This is a genomic window from Methylorubrum populi (assembly GCF_002355515.1).
In the GTDB taxonomy this organism is placed as follows: Bacteria; Pseudomonadota; Alphaproteobacteria; order Rhizobiales; family Beijerinckiaceae; genus Methylobacterium; species Methylobacterium populi_A.
On sequence record NZ_AP014809.1, the window covers coordinates 4,136,159 to 4,160,955 of the forward strand.

Below are 24,797 nucleotides of genomic sequence, written 5' to 3' on the forward strand. Positions count from 1 at the left end.
TGTCTTGCCCTCGCAATGGCGCTGCGCTCGAGACCTTGCCTCGTCAGCATTCTTACAGGCCATAGCTCGCCTTGCCGAAATCTTGCCTCGACGATCTTTAACATACGTTTGCACTGCGTACCTGGGCGTCGAGGGCATCTATTTGCTCCATGAGTCGATGCGCCAACGTGAGGCCGCGATTAGAACGAAACAAGTACAAAATTGTTGCCTGTGGATGGCTGTGGATATCCGGCCGAGTGATCGCGGTCAGACCGCGCGCGAAAATCGCTACACCATGTATTGACGACAATCGCTACCGCATGTAGCGTTTCTTCATCGCCACCCCGCGATGGAGCCGCCGCCGATGTCCAACAAGCCACCCCCTTCGTTCTCGCGCTGGCACGCCGAGATGCGGGGCGAGCGCGCCGCTCCGCCTGAAGTTCGCGAGGAGCGTTTGCGCTCGATGGCGGGCATGAGCGGCAGCCCGTCAGTGGCTTTGTCGGCGTGGCGCGGCCGCTCTGCTCAGCGCTACGTCGTCGGCGTCCATGACGTCGGTTCGGCCGATGCCCTCGAGGCCGCGCCTGCTGTCGTGATCGCGGTGCGCCGCGACGAGGCCGGCCTCGCTTCCCCCATTGACGTCGCCAGCATCGAGACCGCCGCCGACGCGGTGGCTTGGGTCCGTCTGGCCCAGGCGTCGGGCGCCTCCGAGTTTCACATTCACCGCCTTGCCGATGCCGCGTCCGAGCGCGCCGCCGTGGTCGCCGATCTCGCGCCGGCCCTGCCGCCGAGCGACCACGCCGCCTGAGCCCGCCGCGCTTCGGCGCGCCCCTTTCGCCTTCCCGCAACACCAGCCCGACGAGGCCACCCATGTGCGCGCCGTTCAGCCAGGCCGACCAGCCCGAGCCTGCCATCTCGTCTCTCGACCTCGCCGACGCGGTCGAGCACCTGTGCCTGATGGCGCGGGCCTACAGCGCCATCGTCGGCAAGATCGCCATTGACGACGCCACGAGCGCGCAGCTCGGCGCCCGCGGCGGCCACACGGCTCACATGGCCCGCCTCAGGTTTGAGGAGGCGGTGATCGCCCTGCGGGCGGTGCATCGGAATGCGCTCACCGGCACGTCGGGCACCTACGCCAGCGAGAGTGATCTCGCGGAGGCACAGGCGCACCGCCTCGAGCAGAACAATCGCAACATCAATCGCACCGCGATGCGCCGGGTCGATGCCGCTGCGCACGAGGCCGGCTTCGTCTCTCCCGCTGCGGCCTGATCCACCGTGATCGCCCTGGCCCAGGACTTCCTCGCGGCCGGGGTTGCGGTCGCCCTCTACGCCCTCGGCATCCGCCTGTTTCTCGGCCGGTGCCAGCGCCTCGCGCCGCCGACGCAGACCCTTCCCTCATCCTCCAACGACAACAGGCACGCCATGCCCTCGCAGCGCCCGGCCGCTGAGCCGCTCGACATCAACGCCATCTCGGTCGCCGTCGGCATGGCTGTGCTGCTGCTCGGAAGCGGCGTGAGCCTCGTGGCCTGCCTGCGCATCAATGGGTGGCTCTGAGGCCGCCATGAGCCGCACGGAATTCTCGAAGAAGGTTCGCCGCGATGCTTTCGTGCGCGCCGCTGGCCGCTGCGAGGGCGACGGCTGCGGCTGCAAGCTGACCACCGGCAAGTTCGACTACGACCACCGCATTCCCGATTGGATGGGCGGTGAGCCGATCTTGTCGAATTGTCAGGTGCTCTGCGACCCCTGCCACAAGGCCAAGACCCGGCAGGACGCGGCCGACCGCGCGAAGGCGCAGCGCCGCGAAGATAGACACCGCGGCATCTGGGCCGCGCCACGGCGTCAGATCCAAAGCCCCCCTTTTCCGAAGGCCGAGCCGCAGCGGCGGGCCTCCAAGCCGCTCGACAAGCTCCGCCTTCCTCCCCGCCAACTCTACGTGGAGCGCTGATCCATGCCGGTGTCCCGCCGAGAAGCCCCGACGCACGCGGGCGCTGCGATCCGCTACGAGCGCCGCAAGAAGGGCCTGCATCTATCCGATGTGGCCCGGCAGGTGGGCGTATCCACCGCGACGGTCTCCCGATGGGAGCGGGGCCGCGAGCCCATGCCCTTCGAGCGGCGCGAGGAAGTCGCCGAAGCGCTCGGCATCGATCCCGCACGCCTGAGCGACCCCGCGCCCGTCGAACTCACCAGTGAGGATCGCCGTGTCCTCGACGGCTACCACAGCCTGCCGCCGAGCGAGCGCGCCGCGATCCGTGATCTCCTGGGCCTGCGCCGCACCGCCGGGAGGCGTGCGTCATGCTGAACCCCTCCGATCTCGCCTCCACCGATTGGGACAAGCTATCCACTGGCCTCTTGGCGCTGTCCGCCCGCCGGGCGCTGGCCTCGCGCCAGGGCGAGCGGATGCTGCAGCAGCGCTTCGCCCCGGTCGCCGAGGGTGAGCACCGCATCGCCCCGCACGACTTCCCCGCCGTCGAGGAAGATCTCGGCGAGATGGATCGGGAGTCGGCGTTGCTCGCTCAGACGGCGCACGCGCTGGCGCTGGTCCGGCGGCTCGCCCGCGATGAGCAGAGCGGCCGGCCGGCGCCGGTGGAGAGCCACACCGAGGCGCGCAGCCCCTCGGCCCGCAACCTCATCGCCCGCGCCTTCGCCGCCCTCACGTCCTCTCGCAATGGAGGGGCCGCATGACCGGCGACATCACCGTCGACAGCTTCGCTGGCCGCGCCGTGCCTCAATGGATTGTTTCCGAGGCCGGCGCTCGTTCAGGCACCCCGCTGCCGAACAGTGGAGCAGCCCGCAGGCGGACAGACAGTTTCCATGCCTCCTTCCGCACTGTCTCAGCCAAAAAGCGTTCGCCGGTATCGACGATAACGAGCACGAACCGCTCAGGAACCCCGAGGACGCTGTTTACAGACAGGCGGGCGCTGAATTCTGCGCGATCTTCTACGCGGCACCATATATTTTTTCCAGAATGCGGAAGTATCAGGCCGATATCTCCAGATCTGGCAGAGTCAATGTTTTGCCTATCCATTTCTTCGACCGCTGCTGTTCTTGTTGTGAAACAAGTTGTAGTGCGGCCGTTTAACGACATCATGCCAAGATCATTAAAATACGATGCATGTGGCCAGGTAAGTGCCGGTATCAGGCGCTCCGGGCAGCTAAAACAATTTTCCATTCTTTCAGCCGCACTCGATGACGGAGCCCCAGCATGACCGTCTCCCTCGCCTCCGAGACACGAGCGCCTGTGGGGGCGAGAGAGCCTTTGTGCGTGCTCGACCTTTTCTCCTGCATCGGCTGCCACGCGATCGGCTTCCACCGCGCGGGCTTCCAGACGGCCGCCTTCGTGGAGGCCAACCCCGTGCGCCGCGATGTCCTCGCGCGCCGCTTCCCGGGTATCCCGATCCATGACGACGTGCGCACCTATGCCGGACAGCGAGGCGAAGCCGACATCATCGTCGGCGGGCCGCCCTGCCAGGGCACCAGCGTCGCTGCCGCTGTTCACGGATACCGGACAGGCACCACCCTCTGGCCCGACATGCTCCGGATCTGCCTCGACGTTCGCCCGGAATGGGTTGTCGTGGAGCAGCCTCCGGGCAACGCGCGATGGGAAGCCGACGTCGCTGGCGATCTCGCAGGTGCTGGCTACCACACTGCCCGACTTGAGTTTGAGGCTCGAAACGTTGGCGCGCCTTTCGAGCGTCGGCGCGTGTTCATCCTGGCCAGCTCCAGCCTGCCGCGACTGGAGATCGCCTGGTCGGCGGGACCATCCGAGATTGAGCGCGTCGCGCGGGCAGCAGATGCCCGAGGTGCTTGGAACCCGAGTGTCCTGCGCGCTCTACGAGTGGATGCTCGCTCTGCCGGCGAGATGGAGCGATCCGAGAGCCGGCTGAGGCGCGAGCGGATCGAGGCCCTGGGCGACAGCAATCCCCCCGAGATGATGGAGGTCGTTGCCGGCTGCATCGCGCGTGCCATCCTCGCCCCATCCGACGCCCCAACTGCACCCGACCGGAAAGACCTTTCCGGACAAAACGTGTCCCTTTCCATTTCCGAAGGGCAGAGCGCGAACGGCGGGGCAACGGGTACGGAACGATCTGTTCCGACCCCTGGCGGTCTCGCTGAAGGGGGGGCGGTCTTGAAGGTCTCTGCCGAGCAAGTCCTCGCCGCACGTACCCCTCAGGGCGGCTGGACGAAGGCGCAACTCGCGGCCTGGGGCGTGCCGTGGCCTCCCCCCAAGGGCTGGCGAGAACGGCTCACCGCCGACGAGCCCCGCACCCTCTCCCCCGTCAACCCTCCCGCGAAGGAAGCCTAGCGATGACCGAGACCGAACACCTTCTGCTGTGCCTCGCGGAGGAATGCGACGAGGTGGGCCAGCGCGTCATGAAGGCCCTGCGCTTCGGCTTGGACGAGGTTCAGCCCGGCCAGCCGCACAGCAACGCCGCACGCATCACGCACGAGCTTCACGACCTGATCTCTGTCGCCGCGATCCTGAGCGACATGGGCGTGATCCCCAATCCGTATCCGATCAACGCCGTCGTGGAGGCCAAAGCCCAGAAGATCGCAAAGTTCATGGAGATCGGCCGCCGCGAAGGTGTGCTGGTCCAGGCTTCCACCCTCACCCCCGGAGCCTGACGCCATGTCCACCACCACCCACCAGGGCGCGGACTTGGCCTCACTCGAACCCGGTGATCGCCCGGACCTCGGGAGAGTCAGGATCGGACACGTTCGGGACGGTCGAGAGCCAGTCTACGGCCAAGATGCCGGCCAGAACTATCACCACGACGATCAGCACCGGGGTCAGCCACCTGGCGTAAGCGCGCAGTCCGTGGATCACCATGCAGCCGAGCACGAAGACACCGGCTTGGTAGAGGCTGACCGCAGGGCGGGCCATGGCATGAACTCCAGACGTATCTGCGTCGCTCCTCCTACCGCAGGAGCTCGGCTTCGATGAAGTCGCGCGCCGCCCTATCCCAACCCACCCCCACCACCGAAGACAAGGGGAGAGAGGATCGTGGGTAGAGAGAGGGGCGGCGTCGCCCTGAGCGCCAGCGCACCGGGCGCGCCCGAGATCACCCGCACGACCCCGCTGCGCCTCGCAGACGCCGCTGCCCTGGCCTTCCCGAATGGCGGGATGACAGCCTCAGGGCTCCGACGCGAGCGCGACCGCGGGCGGCTTGTCACCGAAGTCGTCGCGGGGAAGGAATACACCACGCTCGCCGCGATCGAGCGCATGAGGACGCTATGCCGCGCGCAGCCAAAGGCCCCCGTCTCTACCTCGTCGCTGCCCGCCGCAACGCCGAGGGCCGCATCGTCACCGCCTCTCGATGGGTCATCCGGGACGGCGCCAAAATGCTCAGCACAGGATGCAGCGAAAGCGACGTTGCAGGCGCTCATCAAGCCCTCGCCGACTACCTCCGCGCCGCGCACCGGCCGGCGCGGAGCCAACGTGGTCTCGATGACATCTCGCTCGCGGATGTCCTGAACATTTACGCGACCGACCACGTCGCGCAGCATCCCGACCGGCACCGCATCGCGCAGCGCCTGAACCGGCTCTTGGACTGGTGGGGGCCGAAGACCCTCGCCCAGGTCACGGGCGCCACCTGCCGCGCTTACGCGACGCACCGGGGCAACGCCGGCGGCGCGCGGCGCGATCTGCAGGACCTCTCGGCCGCGATCGGCCACCACCACCGCGAGGGCTACCACCGCGAGATCGTGAAGGTGGCCCTCCCGAAACGCGGCGAGGCCCGCGACCGCTGGCTGTCCCGCTCCGAAGTCGCCCGGCTGGTCTGGACGATGTGGCGGGCCCGCGAGGGCAGCCGGGCGGACGGGAAGGCCGGCAATACCACTGAGGGGCGGCACACGATGCACCACCTCGCGCGCTTCGTGCTGCTCGCCTACTCAACGGCGAGCCGGCCCGGCGCCGTGCTGACGGCGAGCTGGGAAGCCGCCGCCGGCCGCTCCTACATCGACCTCGACAAGGGCGTCTTCTACCGGCTGCGCGAGGGCGCGCGCGAGACGAACAAGCGTCAGCCTCCGGTGCGGCTGCCGCGCTCAATCCTGGCTCACCTGCGCCGGTGGCGGCGCCTGACGAACAGCGAGAGCGGTTTCGTCGTGGAGTGGCGCGGCCAGCCGGTGTCACGTGTGAAGGTCGGCTTCGCCAATGCGGTGAAGCTCGCCGGTCTGGGGGAGGGGGTCTCGCCACACACGCTGCGCCATTCGGCCGTGACACACCTGATGCAGCAGGGCGTGCCGACCTGGGAGGTAGCCGGGTTCGCGGGCATGGGGGAGGCGGTCCTGCGCCGCCACTATGCGCACCACCACCCGGATCATATGGGCGCCGCGGTGTCCGCGATGGGCGCTACACAGAAACGCTACAGATTGGCGTGAACCGATCACGAACGTTCCGTGATAATGCGCGTCAGTCGTCGTTGATTTTATTGAAGAAAATAGAAAAACCGGCCGTTATGAGCGGTCGGCTCTAACCATTGAGCTACAGGCCCTCCGGCTCATCCGTCACAGACTTCACCCCCGGCTGGTGTCCGGCACCGGAGCGGGCGCGCGAAACGACGGTTGAGAGCTCGTCCGTGAGTAGCCGGGGCGGGGCCCTGCGGCAAGTCCTGCGGAGCCGGGGAAACCGGTCGGAGGCCCTGTTCGCTCAGGCGACCGCGGGACCGGCAACGTGGTGCGGACACCACCGAACGTGGCTCGGCCGGCGAGCGCTCGGTCGAGCGCGTCGCCGGATCGCGGCGGCGCCCGCATCACCGGCAGGGCCGGGCGGTCAGCGTTTCGGCCTCCGATCTTCCGGCATTTCCGGTTTGGGGTCCTTCGAAGGGTCGGGATTGTCGTCGGGCTTGACCGTCGCCCCCGGCGTGCCCTTGCCGGGATGCCCGGTCTGCTCGTCGATGTTCCCGAGCGCACCACCCTCCTGCGTCTTGCCGGCCTCCGTGCCAGGCTTTTCCGGCTTCCTCATGTCGTTCTCCCATGCGCGAAGCAAAAGCGCCCCGAGCCCGGAGAACGCGTGGCGAACCCACAAGGCGCCGCCTGATCGGCAGTATGATGCAGAATTGATGAGGCCGGGGCGGGGGCGCCTCTCGTCGCCGGAAACGGGATCGCAGGTGTCCGCGGTTGCTGAATGCGCTTCCCGCACCGGCGTCGGTCGCATGGCGGCGTCGCCCCGAACCTCCGGCGGCCCCTCGCGATCGGCGGCCGGCTGCCCTATGCTGAGAGCCCCAACAGGAGAACGCCATGCACTATACCGTTCATTGGACCGCGCCTTCAGGCCCTTCGAGGGAGCCGCACGCGCTCGGAGCGAGGGCCGCCGAGCGGGCCATGACCTTCGCAAGCATGGGCGCCTCGGACGTCTACGTGGAGACCACCGACGGACGGGTGTTCCGGGCGCCGGCCCAGATGGCCGCCCTGGTTCAGTACGCCCAGACCGCCGACGCCGACCAGGTCTGACCCCGCAAGTTCGGGCCGTCCGGCCCGTCTGTGCGGCGGCGGGATCAGGAGCCGACGAGCTGCCACTCGAATACGAGTTGGCGCAGCCGCGCCTGGGCGGCGCGGCGAGCCTCGTCGAAGGTTCCGTAGCTCTGCGGGCCGTAGCGCCGGGGCGCGCCCTTCTCGACGATGGAGCAGACGAAGCGACCGGGACGCCGCCAGCACGGGCGCACGTCGATGGAGTAGGGGTGGTCGTTCCGGTCAGGCATCCGGACATCGTGCCATGCCCCTCGACCTCCACCAAGGCGCGGCGGCACCGTGAACGGCTCACATTTGCTTGCGGCCGGCTGCCTGCCGCCGATCCTCGGGCGCCTCCCCGGGCCCGCGGCGGACGGGCAGCGGACGGGCGGCCTTCAGGCCTCGTCCCTCAAGCCTCGTCCTCGGCCTGCGAGGGGCGCAGGGAGCGCTCGATCGTCTCCAGAACGGTCTTGGCGAGCGCCGCGTCCGGATCGTCTCGGAACAGCACGTCACGCAGCATGGCGAGGTAGCCCTCGAGGCGCTCGTCGTAATGGTCGGAATCGATCGAACGCAGCACGCTTGCCAGGAAGCCCACCGCCATCTGGTGGGCCACCTGCTTGGCGCCGAGTTCGGCGAGCCCCTCGGCGAGGTTCGTCACCGCCGCATCGTGGCGCGCACTGACGGCGGCGAGCGCGGCGAGTTGCTGGGTCTGGTCCATCGGTATCGGGTCCTCGGAACGCGCCTGCGGTCGGAATCGCCGCTCACGACTTCGCGTCGGCGAAGCGGCGGAACGCCTCCAGCGTCTCGGCGCTCACATGGTGCTCGATGCCCTCCGCGTCGCGCCGCGCCGTCTCGGCACTGACGCCCACGGCGCGCAGGAAGCGCTCGACGATGCGGTGACGCTCCCGCGACTGCTCGGCCAGGGCCTGCCCGGCCGCGGTGAGAAACACGCCGCGATAGGGCCGCTGCTGCACGAGGCCGTCCTCGGCGAGGCGCTTGAGCATCTTGGCGACCGTCGGCTGGGCCACGCCGAGGCGGGCGGCGATGTCGACCTGCCGCGCCTCGCCACCATCGCCGATCAGGTCGGCGATCAGCTCGACGTAATCCTCCACGAGTTCGAGACGGCGCGCCTCGCGGGCCTGACGGAAGCTCTCGACATGGACCTCCGCATCGACGAGCGGCGCGTCCGCGCCCGCACGGTGCGATTCCGGTGCCGGCTTCTGCCTCATCTCTCGCCCCATATCTCGCGACGCGTCCTGCATGAGGCGGCGGGCTCCTCCGTTCCCGGGCGCGGCCCGGCTGGCCCGCGCCCCACCTGATCGACATGGTTCACGAAACACGCGCCGCACGGGCGACGCGCCACGGATCACGCTGCGGCGCCGGCGGGCGATCCGCCGGGTGTCGCGGGTCGTTCGTGGCGACCTGTTTAACCTATGCGCACCGCGCGCGGGAACCCGGTCCCGGATCCTCTTGATCACAGCTTCGGCACAGCTTTATAGCTAAAGCTATAAGACTGTATCGTCCCGACCGGCGCGGGGGAGCGGGCGCACCTCCCGCGCCGCGCCGTCCCGTCGGCCCTCCTGGGGGAGCGGCGGACCGGAGCCGGGGGAAACGGGCACCTCGATGCGAATGGAAGCGGTGATGGATCAGGTTCGGCCGGCCCCGCCCGGACAAGCCTCCGCGGAGCCGAGCCTCGGCGCGCTCAACGCCAGCGTGCCGGTGCGGGCGGGCGGATCCTGGCTGTGGCGGCTCTTCGCCTTCCTCGGGCCAGGCTACATGATCTCGGTCGGCTACATGGACCCGGGCAACTGGGCCACCGACATCGCCGGCGGCGCCCAGTTCGGCTACACCCTGCTCTCCGTCATCCTGCTCTCGAACCTGATGGCGATCGTGCTGCAGGCACTCGCCGCACGGCTCGGCATCGCCACCGGCCTCGACCTCGCCCAGGCCTGCCGCGAGCGCACCTCGCGGCCCGTCAGCATCGCCCTGTGGCTGATCTGCGAGGCGGCGATCATCGCCTGCGACCTCGCCGAGGTGATCGGCACGGCGATCGCCCTCAAGCTGCTGTTCGGCATCCCGCTGACGCTGGGCGCCATCATCACCGCGCTCGACGTGTTCGTGGTGCTGCTGCTCCTGCGCCGGGGATTCCGGGCGCTGGAGGCCTTCGTGATCGGCCTCCTGACGATCATCTTCGTCTGCTTCGGCCTGCAGATCGCGATGGCCGCGCCGCCGATCCAGGCGGTGCTCGGCGGCTTCGTGCCCTCGCGGGAGATCGTGACCAACCCGGCCGCGCTCTACATCGCCATCGGCATCATCGGCGCCACCGTGATGCCGCACAACCTCTACCTCCACTCCTCGATCGTGCAGACGCGGGCCTATCCCCGCACCGACGAGGGCCGCCGCGAGGCGCTGCGCTTCGCCGTCACCGATTCAACCGTGGCGCTGATGCTGGCGCTGTTCGTCAACGCCGCGATCCTGATCATGGCCGCGTCCGTGTTCCACGCGGGCGGGCGCACCGATGTCGAGGAGATCGAGCAGGCCTACGAGCTGCTCTCGCCGCTGCTCGGCGTCGGCCTCGCCTCGACCCTGTTCGCCGTGGCGCTGCTGGCGTCGGGCCTCAACTCGACGGTGACGGCGACGCTCGCCGGCCAGATCGTGATGGAGGGCTTCCTGCGGCTGCGCCTGCCGCCCTTCGCCCGGCGGCTGGTGACGCGGGGCATCGCCATCGTGCCGGTGGTGATCGTCACCGCCCTCTACGGCGAGCAGGGCACGGCCCGGCTCCTCGTGCTGAGCCAGGTCGTGCTCTCGATGCAGCTGCCCTTCGCAGTGATCCCGCTGGTGCACTTCGTCTCGGACCGGCGGCTGATGGGCGCCTTCGTGATCCCGGGCTGGCTGAAGGGGCTGTCCTGGGTGATCGCCGCCATCATCGTGACCCTGAACGTGAAGCTGTTGATCGACACGCTCACCGGCGCCTGACGGCCGCGCCTCATGCCTCGGCGGCGCGCAGATGCGTCACGAAATCCTGCGCGAAGGGCGGCAGGCCCGCGAGATCGCGCAGGCAGAGCTTGAGGTCGCGTGCGGCCCAAGAATCTTCCAGCGGCACGAGGGCGATCGCCATCGTCCGCCATGCCCGCCGCGCCGTGGTCTCCGGCACGATGCCGAGGCCGACGCCGCACTCCACGAGGCGGCAGACCGCGTCGAAGCTGCGCAGCTGCACCCGCAGCCGCATCGGCCGGCCGATGCGGGAGGCCTTCTCGGCGAGGAAGCGGGTCAGCGCGCTTGGCCGGTCGAGGCCGACGAGGTCGTGCTCCAGCACCTCGGCGAAGCCGACGCTCTTGCGGCGGGCCAGCGCGTGGCCGGTCGCGACCACCACGACGAAGCGGTCGTGGCGGAAGGGGAAGGTCTGGAGCGTGCCGGTATCGACGGTGCCCGCGACGATGCCGAGATCGGCCGCCCCATCGGCCACCATGCCGACGATCTCGTCGGAGGTGCGCTCCTCGATATCGACGCTGATCCCGGTGTGGAGCGCCAGATAGGCGGAGAGCGCCTCGGGCAGGAATTCGGTGAGCGCGTTGGTGTTCGACAGGACCCGGATCTGCCCGACGGCGCCGCCGGCAAACACGGACAGGTCGCCCTGAAGCCGCTCGATCTGGCCCAGAATCTCGCGGGCATGGGCCAGCAGGGCGCGGCCGGCGGGCGTCGGCGTCACCCCCTGGCGCCCGCGCAGCAGCAGCGCGGCGCCGAGCGACTCCTCCATTGCCCGCACCCTTGCCGAGGCGGCGGCGAGCGCAAGGTTCGCCCGCTCCGCCCCGTGGGTGATCGAGCCCGCCTCGACGATGTGGCGGAACAGGTTCAGATCGACGAGATCGAAGCGCATCATGGGGTGAGCCCGATTTCGAACCTCAGGTACGTGCTTTCGCGCGCCGTGGAGCCAGAGCCGGCCGCACAGCCTATCACGCCCTCGTGAGCACGGCACCAGCCTTCGCCAACGGCGAAGGCACCCACCACCAAAGCCGAATTGCGAACCGTTCCAATTCGCGTTTGAAGCGCGCCCATGGGAGCCGCAGCCGCCAGCATCATCGGGGGACAGGGCACGGTCGTCGCGGCCGGGGGCCTGCTCGTGCTGTGCATGGGGCTGTGGGCGACCGGCCTCGTCGCCGAGATCGTCACGGCGCTGATGTTCTTCGCGCTCGCCATGCTGCTCAAGCTCGCGCCGGCGCAGACGGTCTTTTCGGGATTTGCCTCCTCCGCCTTCTGGCTGGTGACGGGGGGCATGGTGGTCGGGCTCGCCATGAACCGCACCGGCCTGGGCGACCGGCTGGCGCGCGCGCTGGCCGTCCGGCTGCCGGCCTCCTATCCCGGCTTCGTCGCTGGGCTCGTCGCCTTCTCCTTCGCCCTCGCCTTCGTGATGCCGTCCAATCTCGGGCGCATCGCCCTGATGGTGCCGGTGGTGATCGCGCTCTGCGACGCCTTCGGGCTGGAGGCCGGGCGTCCGGGCCGGACGGGGGCCTTGCTCGCCTTCGGCGTGGCGACGCCGATGCTCTCGGCGGCGATCCTGCCCGCCAACGTGCCGAACCTCGTCATGGCCGGCACCGCCGAGACGCTGTTCGGGATCCATCTCAACTATCTGCCCTATCTCTTTCTGCACGCCCCCGTTCTGGGCTTCGTGAAGGGCGCGATCCTCGTCGCCTGCACGGTGCTGATCTTCCCCGACCGTCTCGACGGGAAGCGGCCCGAGCTGGCCCCGCTGCCGCCGCCCTCGGGCGCAGAGCGGCGCCTCTCGGTGATCCTCGCGGTGATGCTGGCGCTCTGGCTCACCGACGGCTGGCACGGCATCCCGCCCGCCTGGATCGGCCTCGCCGCGGCGGTGATCTGCCTGCTGCCGCGCATCGGCGTCCTGTCGTCCCAGAGTTTCGGTGAGATCCCGCTGCGGACCTGCTTCTACGTCGCCGCCCTGTTCGGGCTGACGGCGGTAGTCAACGAGACCGGGCTCGGCGCCGATCTCGGCCACGCGCTCCTCTCGGTCGCCCCGCTGGAGCCCGGCGCGCCAGCCAAGAACTTCGCGACGCTCACCGGCCTGTCGATCGGCTTCCTGTTCACCGCCACCGCCAACGGCGCGCCCGCCCTCTATACGGCGCTGGCGGAGGAGTTTTCCCGCGCCAGCGGCTTCGATCTCATGAGCGTGCTGATGGTGCAGGTCGTCGGCTACTCGACCCTGTTCCTGCCCTATCAGGCGCCGCCCATCATCATGACGATGGATCTCGGACGCCTGTCGCTCGCCGACGCGACGAAGCTGACACTCGCCACGGGCGTCGCGTCGCTCCTCGTCGCGACCCCGCTCGCCTATCTCTGGTTTCGGTTGATCGGGCGGCTCGCGTGAGGAGAGCCCGTGAGACAGATCCGCGCGATCGTCAGCTTGACCAATGCTGCACTGCAGCACCGCCATTGCCGGCTGGAGCCCGCCGCCCTAACCCTTCCCTGGAATTTATCCAGTCTTCGACGCGAGGATCGTGAGCCGCGATGAACCCTACCGTCAGACCCACGGTCGCCCAGCCGCTCTCGCCCCATCTCCAGATCTACCGCTGGACCTGGACCATGGCGATGTCGGTGTTCCACCGCATCACCGGCACGGCGCTCTACGGCGGCACCTTCCTCGTCGCGGTCTGGCTGGTAGCGCTCGCCTCCGGTCCGCGCGCCTACGATACGGTGGCGTGGTTCTTCGGCTCGCTGATCGGGCGCGCCATCCTGTTCGCCTACACCTGGGTGCTGATGCACCACATGCTCGGCGGCCTCCGCCACTTCATCTGGGATGCCGGCTACGGCTTCGACCGTGACCGGCGCCTCGGGCTCGCCCGCGCGACGCTGATCGGCTCCATCACCCTGACCGTCGTGATCTGGGCGGTCGCCCTGCTCGTGCGCTGAGAGGCTCACCCATGTCCCAGGTCGACAACCGCCAGAACACCGCGCTCTCGATGCGCACGCCCCGCGCCCGGGTGAAGGGCCTTGGCGCTTCGGGCCACGGCGCCGGCCATTTCTGGCTGCAGCGCCTGACCGGCGCCTCGAACGCGCTGCTGATGCTCGCCTTCGTCGTGATCATCGCGCTGATGGCCGGGCGGACCTATCCGCAGGCGGTCGCGCTGGTGTCGCACCCGCTCGTTGCAATCATCCTGATCCTCGCCGTGGTGTCGGTGACGATCCACATGCGTCTCGGGATGCAGACCGTGATCGAGGACTACGTGCACAGCCACGGCCTCAAGTTCGCGGCGCTCATCGCCAACACCTTCTACGCGGTCGCGGTGGCCGCCGCCTGCCTCTACGCGATCATCCGCGTGAGCCTGGGCGGCCTCGCCTGATCGCCGGCACGGAAACCGAGGATTCATCGCTCATGGCTTCCAACGGAACGAGCGGCGGCGCACCCGCCTATTCCATCATCGACCACACCTTCGACGTGGTGATCGTCGGCGCCGGCGGCGCGGGCCTGCGCGCCACGGTCGGCTGCTCGCAGGCCGGGCTTCGCACCGCCTGCATCACCAAGGTGTTCCCGACCCGGTCGCACACCGTTGCGGCCCAGGGCGGCATCTCCGCCTCGCTCGGCAATATGGGGCCGGACGACTGGCGCTGGCACATGTACGACACCGTGAAGGGCTCGGACTGGCTCGGCGACCAGGACGCGATCGAGTACCTCGTGCGCAACGCCCCCGCGGCCGTGTACGAGCTGGAGCACTGGGGCGTGCCCTTCTCCCGCACGGAAGAGGGCAAGATCTACCAGCGCCCGTTCGGCGGCATGACCACCGATTACGGCAAGGGCACCGCGCAGCGCACCTGCGCCGCGGCCGACCGCACCGGCCACGCCATGCTCCACACGCTCTACGGGCAGGCGGTGAAGAACAAGACCCAGTTCTTCATCGAGTATTTCGCCCTCGATCTGATCATGGACGAGGAGGGCCGCTGCCGCGGCGTCATCGCCATAGATCAGGCCACCGGCGAGATCCACCGCTTCCGCGCCCAGCAGACGATCCTGGCCACCGGCGGCTACGGCCGCGCCTACTTCTCGGCAACCTCGGCCCATACCTGCACCGGCGACGGCAACGCCATGGTGCTGCGCGCCGGCCTGCCGCTGCAGGACATGGAATTCGTGCAGTTCCACCCGACCGGCATCTACGGCGCCGGCTGCCTCATCACCGAGGGCGCGCGGGGCGAGGGCGGCTACCTGACGAATTCCGAGGGCGAGCGCTTCATGGAGCGCTACGCGCCGTCGGCCAAGGATCTCGCCTCCCGCGACGTGGTCTCCCGCTCCATGACCATGGAGATCCGCGACGGCCGCGGCGTCGGCAAGGAAGGGGACCACATCTTCCTGCACCTCGACCATCTCGACCCGAAGATCCTGCACGAGCGCCTGCCCGGCATCTCGGAATCGGCCAAGATCTTCGCCGGCGTGGACGTGACCAAGGAGCCGATCCCGGTCCTGCCGACGGTCCACTACAACATGGGCGGCATCCCGACGAACTTCCACGGCGAGGTTCTGACCCTCAAGAACGGCGACCCCGACACCGTCGTGCCGGGCCTGATGGCGCTGGGCGAGGCGGCCTGCGTCTCGGTGCACGGCGCCAACCGTCTCGGCTCGAACTCGCTGATCGACCTCGTGGTGTTCGGCCGCGCCGCGGGCCTGCGCTGCGCCGACATCGTCGAGGCCGATGCCCGCCAGCCGGAACTGCCGAAGGACTCGGCCGGCAAGGCGCTCTCGCGCCTCGACCGCTTCCGCTACGCCGACGGCTCCACCCCGACCGCGCAGCTGCGCGACCGGATGCAGCGGACCATGCAGAACAACTGCGCGGTCTTCCGCACCGGCGAGGTGCTGGAGGAGGGCAAGGGCCTGATCCACGACGTCTGGCGCGGCGTCTCGGACATCAAGATCACCGACCGCTCGCTCGTCTGGAACACCGACCTGCTCGAGACGCTCGAATTCGACAACCTGATCGGTCAGGCGGTCGTGACGATGGAATCGGCGGTCAACCGCAAGGAGAGCCGCGGGGCGCATGCCCGCGAGGACTTCCCCGACCGCGACGACAAGGAGTGGATGAAGCACACCCTGGCGTGGCTCGACCAGTCCAAGCACGGCGTCGAGATCGATTACCGCCCCGTCCACACCTACACGATGTCGAACGACATCCAGTATATCGAACCGAAGGCGCGGGTGTACTGATCGGAAGCAGGTGACGAGGCCGCCTGATCATATCTGAGCGGGATGATCTCATGACACGGACCTTCAAGGGCTTTCCGCGGATTACGGTCAATCCTGCGGTGATGGGCGGCAAACCCTGCATCCGCGGGATGCGCGTGACCGTCGGCATGATTCTCGGCAATCTCGGCGGAGGAACGAGCATCGAGGAATTGCTTCAGGGCTATCCCTACCTCGAACGGGAGGATGTCCTCGAAGCGATGCGATACGGCGCATGGCTCGCCCAGTCGCGCGAACTCGAACTCGAATCCGCCGCGTGAGGCTCGTGATCGACATGAACCTGTCGACGGATTGGGTGACTTACCTGCAGGGATTGGGTCACGACGCCGTTCACTGGTCGAGCGTCGGTCCACAGGACGCGCCCGACGAGGACATCGCCGAGTGGGCCCGCGTCGAGGATCGCACGATCCTGACGAACGATCTCGATTTCGGAACCTTGCTCGTGAGTACCGGAGCCTCGAAGCCGAGCGTCGTCCAACTCCGGACGGACATCACCCTGTCCAGCCATGTCGGACCACTCGTCGCGCAGGCCATCGCCCGCATGGAAGACGAACTTGTCACCGGCGCACTCTTGACGGTCGAGACGGGGCGCCTGCGGCTTCGTTCCCTCGCAGACGATTAGACGATGATCCGATCTCTTCATCCGGCCGGTCGGGTGGGCTCACGGCACTTTGCCCCCGCCCGCATCGCCCTCGCTGCCTTCGCCACGCTGCTGCTCGCCCTGCCGGCGGCGGCGCGGGGGCCGGACTTCGACTTCCCCGCGGAGGTCGCCGGCTTCGCCCGCGGTCCGCGCACGGATTACGAGGCCCGCGCGCCGGGCCTCGGCTACTCTGTGGTCTACACCAACGGCCGCTGGAAGGCGGACATCTACGTCTACGACGGCAGCGTTGCGAACATCCCCGACGGGCCGTCCTCGCCGACGGTGACCGGGCAACTCGCGCAGGCGGCCACCGACATCGGAACGGCGGTGGCGCAGGGCGTCTACCGCGGAAGCGAGGATCGCGGCGCGGTGCGGGTGCCCGGCCCTGCCGGAGCGCGGCTCGCCTGCCGCGGCTTCACCATCGATCACCCGGCCCTCGGCCCCACCGAGAGTCTGCTCTGCCTCACCGGCCTGCGCGGGAAGTTCGTGAAGTTCCGCCTGTCCGGTCCGGCCGCGAAGCAGCCGCCGCGGGCGGAGGCCGAACGGTTCATGACCGTCTGGCTCGGCCGGCAATAGGATTTTCCAGAAGCTCGGAGCGCGCCGCAGGCCGCCGCACCCAAAGGCACAGGGACAAGACATGGCCCAGTTCAACCTTCCCAAGAATTCGCAGGTCACCGAGGGCAAGTCCTGGCCCGCACCGGACGGCGCCAAGAACGTCCAGGTGTTCCGGATCTATCGCTGGAACCCGGATGACGGGAAGAACCCGCGCATCGACACCTACCGGGTCGATCGCGACGATTGCGGCCCGATGGTCCTCGACGCCCTGCTCTGGATCAAGAACAAGGTCGATCCGACGCTCGTCTTCCGCCGCTCCTGCCGAGAGGGCATCTGCGGCTCCTGCGCCATGAACATCGAGGGCCAGAACGCGCTCGCCTGCACCATGGGCATCGACGAGTGCAAGACCCCCGACAACGCCCTGCCGTTCCTGACCCGCAAGGACAAGGACGGGGCGGTGCGGATCTATCCGCTGCCGCACATGCCGGTGCTCAAGGATCTCGTGCCGGACCTGACCAACTTCTACGCGCAGCACGCGGCGATCGAGCCCTGGCTCCAGACCGAAACGCCCGCCCCCGAGAAGGAGTGGAAGCAGACGCCCGAGGACCGCGCCCGGCTCGACGGCCTCTACGAGTGCATCCTGTGCGCCTGCTGCACCACGAGCTGCCCGAGCTACTGGTGGAACGGCGACAAGTTCCTCGGTCCGGCAGCCCTGCTCCAGGCCTATCGCTGGCTGATCGACAGCCGCGACGAGAATACCGGCGAGCGCCTCGACGGGCTGCACGACCCGTTCCGGCTCTACCGCTGCCACACGATCATGAACTGCGCCAACACCTGCCCGAAGAACCTCAATCCGGCCAAGGCCATCGCCGAGATCAAGAAGATGATGGTCGAGCGCGAGGTCTGATCTTTTCCAAGCACACCGCCCTTCGCGAGAGCCGCGTCCCGATCCGGGTGCGGCTCTTTGCGTTTCAGCCTCCCACGAATAGCCCGTGCCGCGGTGCTGCCCCGAGTGCGGCAGCACCGCCACACCCCCTCGAAAACCGGTCCGAGCGCGGCTTTTCCCGGCCCCGCCGCGCAGCCTGCCTTGCCGCAAGCGCATTTGCCCGCGAGGCCAAGCGCGACCGTAGCGTGTTTGGGGTGAGGGGTCTTTGATGACGCGTGGGTTCCTGTCGAAAGCCGCCTGTCTCGCGCTGGCCGCGAGCGTCGGCGCCTGCGCCTCGAACCGCTTCGAGGGCCCCCGCGAGCGTCCGCGGCCGCAGGCGGCGCTCGAACCCGCCACGCCCGCTCTGCCCGCCGGCACGGTGACGAGCGAGCCGCTCGCGCCCCCGCCGGGCGCCTCCGCCGCCCCGGGCGAGCCGCCGCCCCCGAGCGTCGCCGCCGCGCCGTCCCCGGCGCTCGAGCCGCCGCCCCCGCCCGCGCCGCCGCCGGTGGTCGCGACCGGCCGTTCCTCGGTGGTGGGCTCGTGGAACGCCACCGACGCTGCGGGAAGCTGCAAGGTCTCCCTGTCGAGCACGCCCTCGCTCGACCTCTACAAGGCCACGACCGCGGGCTGCGGCAACAAGGATCTCGCCAAGGTCTCGGCCTGGGACTTTCGCGATGGCGAGGTCTACCTCTACCAGCCGGGCGGCACGGTCGCCGCGCGCCTGCGGCAGGCCGGCGGCAGCCTCGACGGCGCCCTCTCGAAATCCGGCGCGCCGCTCTCCCTGGCGCGCTGATCGTCAGGGGTTCACCCGCACCCCGAGCAGCACCGTGTGCGCCTCGTAGGTCGAGAGCGGGATGGTGCTGTTGAGCGTCGAGTAGATGTAGCTGCCGCGCAGGGCCAGCCAGCGGTTGAAGCGGTAATCGAACCGGGCGGTGGCGGAGTAGCCCCGCTCGCGGATGCGCACGCCGTCGTAGTTGGTCGACAGGTAGGCGCCGCCGACGGTGATCGAGAGGTTGCGCAGCAGGTCGTGCTGCACTTCGAGCGTGGCGGCGTCGGTGAAGGCGCCGCTGGAGCCCGGCACCGCGGTCTCGATCACGCCGGTCTGCTGGTTGAACCGCACGGTGGTGAGCGGCGAGACCGACCAGACCAGCGCCGCGTTGATGACCGGCGCGTTGATGTCCTGCAGCGTGCGGTCGACGTAGGAGCGGTGCTGCAGGCCGCCCGAGATCTCCGCCGTCAGCGTGCTGTTGAGCGCCACCGCCGCGCCGACGGTGAAGGCGATGCCGTCGGAATCGCGGCGCAGGCCGAACTGGTCCACCGGCGTGTCGTAGACCCGGGTGTCGAGGAAGGTCTCGACGAAGGGGGTGATCGCCGGCGAGATCTCGTATCCGGCGCGCAGGCGCAGGCCGTACTGGTTGGCGTCGCGGTCGCTCTGGATGATCGTGGTGCCGTTGCCGAGCTGCGCGTCCTCGAACACCGAGCGGTCGATCGAGCCGCGCAGGGAGAGCTGCAGCCGGTTGAAGTTCTCCTGTACCCCCGCGGTCGCGCCGTAGCTGGCGAAGAGCGGCCGGGTCGTCGCCCCGCCCGCGCCGAGATCGGGGCTGCCGAGGCGCTGGCTGTCGAGCAGGAAGCGGGTCTCGAGATCGACGCGGGTGTCGCGGTCGACGTCGATGCGCATCCGGGCGGTGCCGACGGCGTTGGGGCGGCTCGCCTCGGGGTTCTGTGGATATTCGAGGTAGCTGCCGCGCATCTCGGCGGTGAGTTCGGAGGCCGACCACTCGCTGCGCAGCGCCAGTTCCGCCTCGCTGCGGAGCGTCAGGGAGGGTCGCGGGCGGGTCGATCCGATCTGGTCCGGGTTCGAATCGTAGCCGACGCTCTGGGTGAAGGCCGGCAGCAGCGTGAAGGTGCCGAGCCGGATGCCGAGCGGCGCGTAGGCGGTGTCGGGCGGGATCGGCCGGCGCAGCGCCGTGCCGAGCAGCAGCCCGGCGGCGTTCGGCAGGCCGAGCCCGAGGATCGGCGTCGGCAGCGGCACGCCGGAGACGGGCGTCTGGATCACCGGGGTGAGGCGCAGATCCGTGACGGTCTGCTGCGTGCGGGCCTGGGTAATCCGGCGGGTCGCCGAGCCGAGCCGGCGCGGGGGCGCCGCGCGCAGGCGCAGCAGCGAGGGCCGGGCCGGCGTGCCCTGCGCGGTGGCGGAGCCGGGCAGGCTCGGCGCGCTGCGGAAGCGCGGCAGGCGCGCCACCGTCGGCTCCTCCTCGGCCGACGAGGCGGCGGGCGCCGGGCTTCCCGCCGTCTCGCTGCCGAGCGGGGCGGGGGCGGAGAAGGCGCCGGAGCCGCGCAGGGCCGTCGGCGCGTCGAAGGCGGAGCGGCGCGGGCGGCCGGCGGTGGCGGGTTCGGAGGCGTTGCGCGGGGTCGGGGCGGGGCCGGACGACGGCGCGGAGGCTGCCGGATCGGGCGTCTCCTGCGCCGGGGCAGGGGAGGCGAGAACCGGGCCGAGCAGAAGCGCCAGGGCGAGCGCGCCGCGGAGCCCCCCTCGCTTGTCCCCGATCGGCCGCTCGCGTGACACCGGCAGCGCTCTTTCCCTGCAGAGGGTCCTGGATACGGCCGGCGGCCCGTGGACGGGCGGCGTCCGTGTCCGGGCGGCGCTCCATGGTTAAGAGAGCTACAGCGGACATGGTTAACGTGCCGTTGCGGCGGACGGGCCCGCCCCGTCCCGCGGCGAACCGCGGGGGCCAGCCGCCTTGCGGCCACAGTCGCGGGCGAAGAGGGCGCGGCAAAGCAAGATCGAGATCCGGCGCCGTGCGCGCGGCCCCGGACGGCACGGAACGCAGCTTCATGGCCCTGGCACAGCGGATCGAGGAGAGGAACGAGGCGCGCGAGGCGACGGCGCGGGCGCCCGCCATCGCCTCGGCCCTGCGCACCATCGAGACCGAGCGCGAGGGCCTCGCCTGCCTGATGGCGGCGATCGATAACGGGCTCGGCGAGCCCTTCGCGGGGGCCGTCGAGCGGATCGGCGCCGCCCGCGGCCGGGTGATCTGCACCGGCATGGGCAAGTCCGGCCACGTCGCCCGCAAGATCGCGGCGACCTTCGCCTCCACCGGCACGCCGGCCCTCTACGTCCACCCGGCCGAGGCGAGCCACGGCGATCTCGGCATGATCCAGCCCGACGACGTGGTGCTGGCGCTCTCGTGGTCGGGCGAGACCACGGAACTCGCCGACATCATCGGCTACACGAGGCGCTACCGCGTCGGCCTCGTGGCGATCACCTCGAACGCCGCCTCGACGCTCGGCCGCGAGGCCGATACCTGCCTGGCGCTCCCGAAGGCGAAGGAGGCCTGCCCCAACGGGCTCGCCCCCACCACCTCGACGGCGATGCAGCTCGCGCTCGGCGACGCGCTCGCCGTGGCGCTCCTGGAGGCCCGCGGCTTCTCCGCCCGCGACTTCTCCGTGTTCCATCCCGGCGGCCGCCTCGGCGCCTCCCTGCGGCAGGTGCGCGAGGTCATGCATGGCGGGGAGAACCTGCCGGTGGTGGCGCTCGGCACCGCGATGCGGGCGGCCGTGGCCGAGATCGACGCCAAGGGGTTCGGGTCCGTCCTCGTGGTCGATGCGGCCGGCGCGCTCGCCGGCATCCTCACCGACGGCGACGTGCGCCGCGCCATCTTCTCCCGCGAGGGCCTGGACCGGATGCCGGTCGAGGCGGTGATGACCAGGAACCCCCGCACGATCACCCCCGAGACCCTGCTCGCCAAGGCGCTGCAGATCCAGGAGGCGATGAAGATCACCGCCCTGGTGGTGGTGGAGGACGGCCGCCCCGTCGGCCTCGTCCACTACCACGACCTGCTGCGCACCGGCGTGGCCTGAGGCGCCTCGCACCGTCTTCCCTCCCACGCCCTCATCCTGAGGTGCCGCGTGAGCGGCTTTGAGCGGTGCTCCAGGGATCGCGCGGGAACGGGAACACCGCGCGAAGCCGCCGCTGCGCGCCGGCCCCTCAGGATGAGGCCGAGGCTTGCAACCGGGGCTTGGAACCCGGGCCTGGAACCGAGGCTCGACCATCGCGCCCGCTTCCCCGACCGGTCGAAGAGCTTGCCTGGAAACACGGTCGCCCCCGCGGCACCGAGGCCCGGAGGACGGCTGGCCGATCGGCCGGCTGGGGACGCATCCACGCTTCACCAAACCCCGAGGGGGACGCGGGACGCCGCGAAACCTCCGGATGCTTGTTTGACACTGTGCCGGTCTCCCGGCGTCCCGCGGAGGGGTCGCGTCCTTATCAGGAGACGCCGCCCTTCCGTTTTTGCGTCACGGTCGCTCCACCGGCATCGACCCCGGATCTAGGCGCTGTGGGACCCTCGGCCCGCCTCCCGCGAGGGGAGAGGGAACCTCGGCAGACGGCTATGGGCGGACTCGTCCGCACCGGACCTCGTATTGGGCCCGGCTCCGGTTGTTCCTGGGCGCCGACCCGAGACCGGCCTATGGCCCCATCCCGAGACAGCGTTGTGTCGCGCACAGCGCCCGGGGCGATGGCGACCGGGCCACCGACGCGGGAACCGCCCCACCTCCCCACGAGCCTCGCCGGCCGGTCACCGGAAAAGCTCCCCCGGTTGGTCCGGGAGGTGAGTGGCAGGGGTTGTAGGATTTTTTGTCTATGATGTCAAGGGTTATGTCCCGAATCAACGTGTCACAGCATCCGCCACTGACATTCGCCGATGGAGCAAAAACTAATTGTAGCGCGAACTCACAAAGAACTATTTAGCAGAAAAATTGCTAGCCATAGAATTCATACTGATAAAAAAATTGTCAATTGGAACACATTAATAAAAACAGGCATACATCACATAAATTGCGAGTCTAGATCGCTTTATGGGTGAAGTGGCGCAATGCAAGATACATGACCTGAACTCTTGACGGCGCAGCCCATGATGGGCCAGCATCAGACACCAACAACATATGCGCTACGATTTTAGAGATAATAAAATGGTGCATCAACTTACATTTCAGACAACTCACCTGTCTATAAGCTCATTTCCAACAATCGAACTTCCAGATTTTGCTATGATTACAGGCAAAAATGGGTCTGGAAAAAGCCACCTACTTCAAGCACTTTACAACGGGAGCATAAGATCTACCTGCGCGCCAAATCAGGCGGCAGGAAACCAAACAGAAATAAGGATTTTTGATTGGTCTACGCTTGTTCCGCAAGATACTGGATCATTTTCGTCTGAGACATTTCGAAACGAGCGCCAATACTTTTTCCAGCTGATAAATGGAATAAAGCAAAATCCACATTATTTAGAGCCAATCAGGGCAGTTGCTCGCTCATATGGACTGAACAACATATATTTGGACGACATAGCGGGCCTGATATCGCTTGACGTTGAAGATCTAAGAAAACATTTCCCAGAGGAAGGCAGAGCAGAAATCATTCACACCAACCTAAAAAACGCAATAACACAATCCGAGAATACTGTCTACAGCAACCTCGATCCCAATAATGCGCTACAACTTCGAAGCTTAGCAGCAATTACTAAGAAAACTATATTTTCCCTAAATGACAAGGATATATTTTCGAATTCAATCCCCAGCTGGGGCGGGAGTAGTATATTTCAGCAGTCCTTTTCACGGCTATTCGTGGCTTATAGGGATGTTTTTCTTGAGAACGAACTTGCAAATCTACAAAGTCAGCGAGGCGAAGACTCAGATTTTCTTGATAGCAACCAATTTGAAAAGAAGTTTGGCCCTGCCCCATGGACTTTTGTAAATGCCGCTCTCGCAAATGCGGGGTTGGATTTCGAAATTAATCACCCTCACCTTTACAGTTACTCACCTTACGAACCTCGGCTTACAAAAAAGAAGACCGGAGCACAGCTTGCATTTAGCAATTTGTCGTCAGGCGAGAAAGTGCTCATGTCGTTTGCATTCTGCATTTATTACTCACAAGATCGGCGTCAAATTTCCACGTATCCAAAGCTACTGCTACTCGATGAAATCGATGCCCCACTGCATCCCTCAATGTCACACGGCTTGATTGAAACAATAAAAAATACGCTGGTAAGGGATTTTGAGATCAAAGTAATAGCTACGACTCACTCCCCGTCTACAGTTGCGATGTCAGACGAATCATCTATTTATGTAATGCGCGGGAACGGCCTCGGCCTCTCGAAAACATCAAAAGCCACTTCATTGAACGTGCTGACAGATGGCGTCCCCACAATATCTATAGATTATCGAGGAAGAAAGCAGGTTTTTGTCGAAAGCCCGTCTGATGCACAGACCTATAGCGACCTATACCGAGCAGTAAAGTCGAAGATAATTTCCGAGTGCTCACTTGAATTTATCTCGACAGGAACACGATCTTCGAGCGGAAATGAAGAAAATACAGGGTGCGAAGCCGTAAAGCGGCTTGTGAATGATCTTACAACAAGCGGAAACACAACCGTATTTGGGTTATTAGATTGGGATAAAAAGCACAGCCCCTCTAGTAGGATTGCGGTTATCGCCTACGGCTCGCGAGATGGTCTAGAAAACGTGCTACTAGATCCACTACTTGTTTGCGGTCTTATTTGCCGCGATTTTAAAGAATACAAGCCAATCATTGGCGTAGATGAAAGTACGAGTTACATTGATTTTCTGATGCTGCCATACGACAAGTACCAGATATTGATAGACCGATTTTGTAAGCATGTATTTTCATCTCCGCCAGATGAGAGCGTGGAGTCAGAATACTGCGGAAATTTCACTCTTAGGGTTGATAAAAGATGTTTATTTACGGACGACCATACTTACGAACATAAAATTTACAACGCTTTCCCGCACCTGCTGTCGATAGCCAGACAAAAAAAGCCTGGTCTCCTGATGCAGCATATTATTAACACTGTGGTATTAGATAAGGTTGATTTTATTCCTAAAGACGCACTCAGTGTTCTTCAGGAAATATTAGATAAGCCGAATCATTTTGAGCAAATCGCCGACTCAACAGCGAATATGGCGACATAGTAGACGCAGCATTTGCGCAGAAAATC

The 24,797-nt window shown here is 67.0% G+C and carries 30 protein-coding genes; 22 read left to right on the top strand and 8 right to left on the bottom strand.

What is annotated here, in order from left to right:
• Positions 1 to 442 precede the first annotated feature (442 nt).
• From MPPM_RS19210 to MPPM_RS19235, 6 genes are all read left to right on the top strand, one after another.
• Positions 443 to 784, top strand: coding sequence for a hypothetical protein (locus MPPM_RS19210; protein WP_096487928.1), 342 nt, complete (start codon positions 443 to 445; stop codon positions 782 to 784).
• A 62-nt stretch (positions 785 to 846) separates the two neighbouring features.
• A complete protein-coding gene (locus MPPM_RS19215; RefSeq protein ID WP_197705055.1) occupies positions 847 to 1,245 on the top strand; it encodes a hypothetical protein in 399 nt (132 codons plus the stop codon).
• 6 nt (positions 1,246 to 1,251) lie between these two features.
• Positions 1,252 to 1,530: a hypothetical protein gene (locus MPPM_RS19220; RefSeq protein WP_096486434.1), complete on the top strand. Its 279-nt coding sequence runs from the start codon at positions 1,252 to 1,254 to the stop codon at positions 1,528 to 1,530.
• Positions 1,531 to 1,537: 7 nt separating this feature from the next.
• Complete coding sequence (locus MPPM_RS28070) at positions 1,538 to 1,921, top strand: HNH endonuclease (RefSeq protein ID WP_157914209.1); 384 nt, start codon at positions 1,538 to 1,540, stop codon at positions 1,919 to 1,921.
• Between the two features lie 3 nt (positions 1,922 to 1,924).
• A complete protein-coding gene (locus MPPM_RS19230; protein ID WP_096486435.1) occupies positions 1,925 to 2,275 on the top strand; it encodes a helix-turn-helix domain-containing protein in 351 nt (116 codons plus the stop codon).
• Positions 2,269 to 2,658 carry a valine--tRNA ligase gene (locus MPPM_RS19235; RefSeq protein ID WP_096486436.1) on the top strand — a complete coding sequence of 130 codons (390 nt, stop codon included), beginning with the start codon at positions 2,269 to 2,271 and terminating at the stop codon, positions 2,656 to 2,658. Before MPPM_RS19230 ends, MPPM_RS19235 begins: the two co-directional genes overlap by 7 nt.
• 43 nt (positions 2,659 to 2,701) lie before the next feature.
• On the opposite strand, the gene MPPM_RS28405 is transcribed toward MPPM_RS19235, so the two are convergent.
• Positions 2,702 to 3,064: a hypothetical protein gene (locus MPPM_RS28405; RefSeq protein WP_162296273.1), complete on the bottom strand. Its 363-nt coding sequence runs from the start codon at positions 3,062 to 3,064 to the stop codon at positions 2,702 to 2,704.
• Positions 3,065 to 3,238: 174 nt separating this feature from the next.
• Between MPPM_RS28405 and MPPM_RS19240 the strand changes: the two genes are divergently transcribed.
• Complete coding sequence (locus MPPM_RS19240) at positions 3,239 to 4,279, top strand: DNA cytosine methyltransferase (protein ID WP_157914211.1); 1,041 nt, start codon at positions 3,239 to 3,241, stop codon at positions 4,277 to 4,279.
• A 2-nt stretch (positions 4,280 to 4,281) separates the two neighbouring features.
• Positions 4,282 to 4,599, top strand: coding sequence for a hypothetical protein (locus MPPM_RS19245; protein ID WP_096486438.1), 318 nt, complete (start codon positions 4,282 to 4,284; stop codon positions 4,597 to 4,599).
• Positions 4,600 to 4,639: 40 nt separating this feature from the next.
• Here MPPM_RS19245 and MPPM_RS19250 read toward each other — a convergent pair whose 3' ends face one another.
• On the bottom strand, positions 4,640 to 4,858 hold the full coding sequence (locus tag MPPM_RS19250) for a hypothetical protein (protein ID WP_096486439.1): 219 nt from the start codon (positions 4,856 to 4,858) through the stop codon (positions 4,640 to 4,642).
• A gap of 350 nt (positions 4,859 to 5,208) precedes the next feature.
• Here MPPM_RS19250 and MPPM_RS19260 point away from each other — a divergent pair, with 350 nt between their 5' ends.
• Positions 5,209 to 6,354, top strand: coding sequence for a tyrosine-type recombinase/integrase (locus MPPM_RS19260; protein ID WP_157914212.1), 1,146 nt, complete (start codon positions 5,209 to 5,211; stop codon positions 6,352 to 6,354).
• A gap of 391 nt (positions 6,355 to 6,745) precedes the next feature.
• Here the strand turns inward: MPPM_RS19260 and MPPM_RS19265 are convergent, their stop codons facing one another.
• Complete coding sequence (locus MPPM_RS19265; protein ID WP_096486441.1) at positions 6,746 to 6,937, bottom strand: hypothetical protein; 192 nt, start codon at positions 6,935 to 6,937, stop codon at positions 6,746 to 6,748.
• A gap of 275 nt (positions 6,938 to 7,212) precedes the next feature.
• Here MPPM_RS19265 and MPPM_RS29365 point away from each other — a divergent pair, with 275 nt between their 5' ends.
• Positions 7,213 to 7,425, top strand: coding sequence for a hypothetical protein (locus MPPM_RS29365; RefSeq protein ID WP_017484515.1), 213 nt, complete (start codon positions 7,213 to 7,215; stop codon positions 7,423 to 7,425).
• A gap of 44 nt (positions 7,426 to 7,469) precedes the next feature.
• On the opposite strand, the gene MPPM_RS19275 is transcribed toward MPPM_RS29365, so the two are convergent.
• The 3 genes from MPPM_RS19275 to mntR form a co-directional block, all read right to left on the bottom strand.
• Positions 7,470 to 7,673, bottom strand: coding sequence for a hypothetical protein (locus MPPM_RS19275; RefSeq protein WP_096486442.1), 204 nt, complete (start codon positions 7,671 to 7,673; stop codon positions 7,470 to 7,472).
• Positions 7,674 to 7,831: 158 nt separating this feature from the next.
• The gene (locus MPPM_RS19280; protein ID WP_096486443.1) at positions 7,832 to 8,140 is read right to left on the bottom strand and encodes a hypothetical protein; all 309 of its coding nucleotides are present in this window, start codon (positions 8,138 to 8,140) and stop codon (positions 7,832 to 7,834) included.
• A 43-nt stretch (positions 8,141 to 8,183) separates the two neighbouring features.
• The gene (gene mntR / locus MPPM_RS19285) at positions 8,184 to 8,651 is read right to left on the bottom strand and encodes a manganese-binding transcriptional regulator MntR (RefSeq protein ID WP_096486444.1); all 468 of its coding nucleotides are present in this window, start codon (positions 8,649 to 8,651) and stop codon (positions 8,184 to 8,186) included.
• Between the two features lie 412 nt (positions 8,652 to 9,063).
• On the opposite strand from mntR, the gene MPPM_RS19290 reads away from it, so the two are divergent.
• Entirely contained in the window at positions 9,064 to 10,398 is a 1,335-nt protein-coding gene (locus MPPM_RS19290; protein ID WP_096487929.1) for an Nramp family divalent metal transporter, read from the top strand.
• Positions 10,399 to 10,408: 10 nt separating this feature from the next.
• Here MPPM_RS19290 and MPPM_RS19295 read toward each other — a convergent pair whose 3' ends face one another.
• Positions 10,409 to 11,302 carry a LysR family transcriptional regulator gene (locus MPPM_RS19295; RefSeq protein ID WP_432419822.1) on the bottom strand — a complete coding sequence of 298 codons (894 nt, stop codon included), beginning with the start codon at positions 11,300 to 11,302 and terminating at the stop codon, positions 10,409 to 10,411.
• 174 nt (positions 11,303 to 11,476) lie between these two features.
• Here MPPM_RS19295 and MPPM_RS19300 point away from each other — a divergent pair, with 174 nt between their 5' ends.
• The 9 genes from MPPM_RS19300 (at position 11,477) to MPPM_RS19340 (ending at position 18,574) form a co-directional block, all read left to right on the top strand.
• A complete protein-coding gene (locus tag MPPM_RS19300) occupies positions 11,477 to 12,802 on the top strand; it encodes an SLC13 family permease (RefSeq protein WP_096486445.1) in 1,326 nt (441 codons plus the stop codon).
• Between the two features lie 140 nt (positions 12,803 to 12,942).
• The gene (gene sdhC / locus MPPM_RS19305) at positions 12,943 to 13,344 is read left to right on the top strand and encodes a succinate dehydrogenase, cytochrome b556 subunit (RefSeq protein WP_096486446.1); all 402 of its coding nucleotides are present in this window, start codon (positions 12,943 to 12,945) and stop codon (positions 13,342 to 13,344) included.
• Positions 13,345 to 13,355: 11 nt separating this feature from the next.
• Complete coding sequence (gene sdhD, locus MPPM_RS19310; RefSeq protein ID WP_096486447.1) at positions 13,356 to 13,775, top strand: succinate dehydrogenase, hydrophobic membrane anchor protein; 420 nt, start codon at positions 13,356 to 13,358, stop codon at positions 13,773 to 13,775.
• 32 nt (positions 13,776 to 13,807) lie between these two features.
• Positions 13,808 to 15,625, top strand: a complete 1,818-nt coding sequence (gene sdhA / locus MPPM_RS19315) for a succinate dehydrogenase flavoprotein subunit (RefSeq protein ID WP_096486448.1) — start codon at positions 13,808 to 13,810, stop codon at positions 15,623 to 15,625.
• 50 nt (positions 15,626 to 15,675) lie between these two features.
• Positions 15,676 to 15,921 (top strand): DUF433 domain-containing protein, encoded by a 246-nt coding sequence (locus MPPM_RS19320; protein ID WP_096486449.1) that lies wholly within the window; start codon positions 15,676 to 15,678, stop codon positions 15,919 to 15,921.
• 5 nt (positions 15,922 to 15,926) lie between these two features.
• The gene (locus MPPM_RS19325; RefSeq protein WP_280176334.1) at positions 15,927 to 16,283 is read left to right on the top strand and encodes a DUF5615 family PIN-like protein; all 357 of its coding nucleotides are present in this window, start codon (positions 15,927 to 15,929) and stop codon (positions 16,281 to 16,283) included.
• A gap of 3 nt (positions 16,284 to 16,286) precedes the next feature.
• Positions 16,287 to 16,877 (top strand): hypothetical protein, encoded by a 591-nt coding sequence (locus MPPM_RS19330; RefSeq protein WP_244573354.1) that lies wholly within the window; start codon positions 16,287 to 16,289, stop codon positions 16,875 to 16,877.
• Positions 16,878 to 16,938: 61 nt separating this feature from the next.
• Positions 16,939 to 17,763 carry a succinate dehydrogenase iron-sulfur subunit gene (locus MPPM_RS19335; protein ID WP_096486451.1) on the top strand — a complete coding sequence of 275 codons (825 nt, stop codon included), beginning with the start codon at positions 16,939 to 16,941 and terminating at the stop codon, positions 17,761 to 17,763.
• Positions 17,764 to 18,010: 247 nt separating this feature from the next.
• Positions 18,011 to 18,574, top strand: a complete 564-nt coding sequence (locus MPPM_RS19340; protein WP_096486452.1) for an AprI/Inh family metalloprotease inhibitor — start codon at positions 18,011 to 18,013, stop codon at positions 18,572 to 18,574.
• Positions 18,575 to 18,577: 3 nt separating this feature from the next.
• Here MPPM_RS19340 and MPPM_RS19345 read toward each other — a convergent pair whose 3' ends face one another.
• The gene (locus tag MPPM_RS19345; RefSeq protein WP_096486453.1) at positions 18,578 to 20,347 is read right to left on the bottom strand and encodes an outer membrane beta-barrel protein; all 1,770 of its coding nucleotides are present in this window, start codon (positions 20,345 to 20,347) and stop codon (positions 18,578 to 18,580) included.
• 269 nt (positions 20,348 to 20,616) lie between these two features.
• On the opposite strand from MPPM_RS19345, the gene MPPM_RS19350 reads away from it, so the two are divergent.
• Entirely contained in the window at positions 20,617 to 21,642 is a 1,026-nt protein-coding gene (locus tag MPPM_RS19350) for a KpsF/GutQ family sugar-phosphate isomerase (RefSeq protein ID WP_096487932.1), read from the top strand.
• 1,083 nt (positions 21,643 to 22,725) lie between these two features.
• Positions 22,726 to 24,771 carry an ATP-binding protein gene (locus tag MPPM_RS19355; RefSeq protein WP_096487933.1) on the top strand — a complete coding sequence of 682 codons (2,046 nt, stop codon included), beginning with the start codon at positions 22,726 to 22,728 and terminating at the stop codon, positions 24,769 to 24,771.
• The last annotated feature ends 26 nt before the right edge of the window (positions 24,772 to 24,797 follow it).